The organism is Novosphingobium hassiacum (genome assembly GCF_014196055.1).
Classification (GTDB): domain Bacteria; phylum Pseudomonadota; class Alphaproteobacteria; order Sphingomonadales; family Sphingomonadaceae; genus Novosphingobium; species Novosphingobium hassiacum.
Window position 1 is genome coordinate 1 of sequence record NZ_JACICY010000048.1, and the last position, 2,630, is coordinate 2,630.

Consider the following 2,630-nt stretch of genomic DNA (forward strand, 5'->3'; position numbering starts at 1 on the left):
ATGTCGCGCGGCGATCTGGATGAGAAAGCGCGACAATCAAGATGAGAATCCGGTGTGTTGGGATCGGCGTAGGGCGTAGCCCGAAGCCGATCCCAACACACCGGAGGCGTCCCGCTTCGGGGTGCCTGTGATGGTCGTGGTGGCCGCTATGCTTAAGGTTTTCCCGAACGGAGGACCTGACGTGTGGCCGGTCGACACATTAACGATCATCAGGTGAGACTCTTCATGAACAACAGACGTAATGCACCCGTCGCCCTGGCAGCGGCGAAGGCTGGTTTCAGCACGGCAACAGGCTATCGCCTTTTGGAGAGCGGCGAGCTTCCGTCTCAGCGCCAAACTTTACGAGGACGCAGGCGTCCCGATCCGTTGGCGGGCATCTTCGATGATATTGTCGTCCCCATGCTGGAGATGGCGCCGGGCTTGCGGCCTATAGCGATCTTCGAAGAACTCCGGCGCCGATATCCACAGACCGAGTTTGGTTCGCGCCGAACGCTGGAACGGCGCATCCGCCATTGGCGCGCATTGCATGGGCAGGATCGCGAGGTGATCTTCCGCCAGGTGCATGAGCCGGGACGCATGGGTCTGTCCGACTTTACCTGCATGAATGATTTGGAGGTAACCATCGCCGGGGAGGCGCTGGATCACCTGCTTTATCATTTTCGCCTGCCCTGCGGTGGCTTTGAGCACGGGCATGTCATTCTTGGTGGCGAGAGCTTCGTCGCTCTTGCCGAGGGTCTGCAGAATGCCCTTTGGTCCGCAGGTGGCGCACCACGATTGCACCGAACCGACAGCCTGTCTGCGGCATTTCGCAACCTTGATGCTGATACCAAGGCCGATCTGACACAGCGTTATGACGCGCTTTGTGCGCATTTTGGCATGGAGCCAACGCGCAATAACACTGGCATCGCTCATGAGAATGGCGCGATCGAGAGCGCCCACGCCCATATCAAGGCCGGGGTGAAGGATGCACTGTTGCTGCGAAGCACCAAGGACTTTGCAAACTTGGCCGATTATCGCCGCTTCATCGATGAAGTCGTGACTGCCCGGAACCGGCGTCACGGCCCTGGCATCGATGCTGAGCGCAAATTCCTGCAACCTTTGCCGGACACCCGTACCACCGACTATGAGGAGGTGCTGGTGTCAGTCACCTCCTCGGGTGGCTTTACCTTGCGCAGGGTGTTCTACACTGTCCCGTCGCGACTGATTGGCCATCGCCTGCGCGTGCGCCTTTACGATGATCGGCTCGATGTATTCATCGGCGGCACAAAGTTTATGACGCTTTCGCGCGGACGCGCTGGCGCTAACGGTAAGCACGGACACATTGTCGACTATCGGCACGTCATCCATTCGCTTCGGCGTAAGCCCATGGCTTTGTTGGGTCTGGTGTATCGCGACAGCCTGTTCCCGCGCGATGCCTTCCGGCTGATGTTCCATCATCTGCTGGAAGTTCGGGGGGAACGTGAAGCTTGCCGCACAACCGTGGAGCTTCTTGCCATGGCCCATGAGCGGGCCTGTGAAGCCGAACTTGCCCAAATACTGACCGAAGATCTGGCAGTGCACCGTCTTCCCTGCATCCACTCCCTGCGAGCAAGGTTCTGTCCTGATCCTGCCGATCTGCCCGAAGTGGTCGTCGAGCTCGTCCCGCTCTCGATTTACGATGGTCTGATCGAACAAGGAGTTGCGGCATGAGCACCGCAGGTCTCGCAATCGACGCCCAGCGCCTCAGTCTCATGCTCAATGAGCTGCGGCTGCCTACCATCAAGCACTTGTGGTCAGACTTCGCTGCCCAGGCCGACAAGGAAGGCTGGCCTGCAAGCAGGTTCCTCGCTGCCCTTGCCGAACACGAATTGGCCGAACGCGATCGGCGACGGATCGAGCGCCACTTGGCAGAAGCTCATCTGCCTGCCGGCAAAAGTCTCGACTGCTTCGCCTTTGACGCGGTGCCGATGATCTCCAAGGCGCAGGTCATGGCATTGTGCGCTGGCGATGGCTGGCTCGAGCAGGGTGCCAATCTCATCGTGTTTGGCCCGCCGGGCGGCGGCAAAAGTCATCTTGCGGCGGCCATTGGGCTCGCACTTGTCGAGAATGGCTGGCGCGTGCTGTTCACGCGAACCTCTGACCTTGTTCAGCGTCTGCAGGTTGCCAGGCGTGAACTCTCGCTCGAATCTGCCATCGCCAAGCTCGACAAGTATCACCTCCTGATCTTGGACGACTTCGCGTACATCTCGCGTGATCAAGCCGAGACGTCCGTGCTGTTTGAACTCATCAGCGCACGTTACGAGCGCAGGTCGATGCTCATCACGGCAAATCAGCCCTTCGGAGAATGGAATCGCGTCTTCCCGGACCCGGCCATGACCCTGGCCGCCGTTGACCGGCTCGTCCACCACGCCACCATCTTCGAAATGAATGTTGAGAGCTATCGACGCCGAACCGCGCAAGCGCGACGGTCAGGTGCAGGACGTCCCGCTGAATACACCACACCAAAGGTTCTCGAAACCATGCGCGACAATCAGGATGAGAAACCAAACCTTGCCAGCGACAATCAAAATCGGCACTGATTGACGCGCCGCGACAATCACATTCTCATCCTGATTGACGCGCAATTCTCATCTGGTTTGTCGCGCTACACC

Annotated in this window: 3 protein-coding genes; 2 read left to right on the plus strand and 1 reads right to left on the minus strand. The window is 59.1% G+C overall.

Annotated elements, in window-relative coordinates; genetic code table 11:
- Positions 1-183: 183 nt before the first annotated feature.
- Entirely contained in the window at positions 184-1,689 is a 1,506-nt protein-coding gene (gene istA / locus GGQ88_RS20995) for an IS21 family transposase (RefSeq protein ID WP_183615350.1), read from the plus strand.
- Here istA and GGQ88_RS21875 read toward each other — a convergent pair.
- Positions 1,653-1,766: a zinc finger domain-containing protein gene (locus tag GGQ88_RS21875; RefSeq protein ID WP_484549393.1), complete on the minus strand. Its 114-nt coding sequence runs from the start codon at positions 1,764-1,766 to the stop codon at positions 1,653-1,655. The genes istA and GGQ88_RS21875 overlap by 37 nt on opposite strands.
- Here GGQ88_RS21875 and istB point away from each other — a divergent pair.
- On the plus strand, positions 1,731-2,558 hold the full coding sequence (gene istB, locus GGQ88_RS21000; protein WP_484549394.1) for an IS21-like element helper ATPase IstB: 828 nt from the start codon (positions 1,731-1,733) through the stop codon (positions 2,556-2,558). The two genes, GGQ88_RS21875 and istB, sit on opposite strands and share 36 nt — an antisense overlap.
- Positions 2,559-2,630 lie beyond the last annotated feature (72 nt).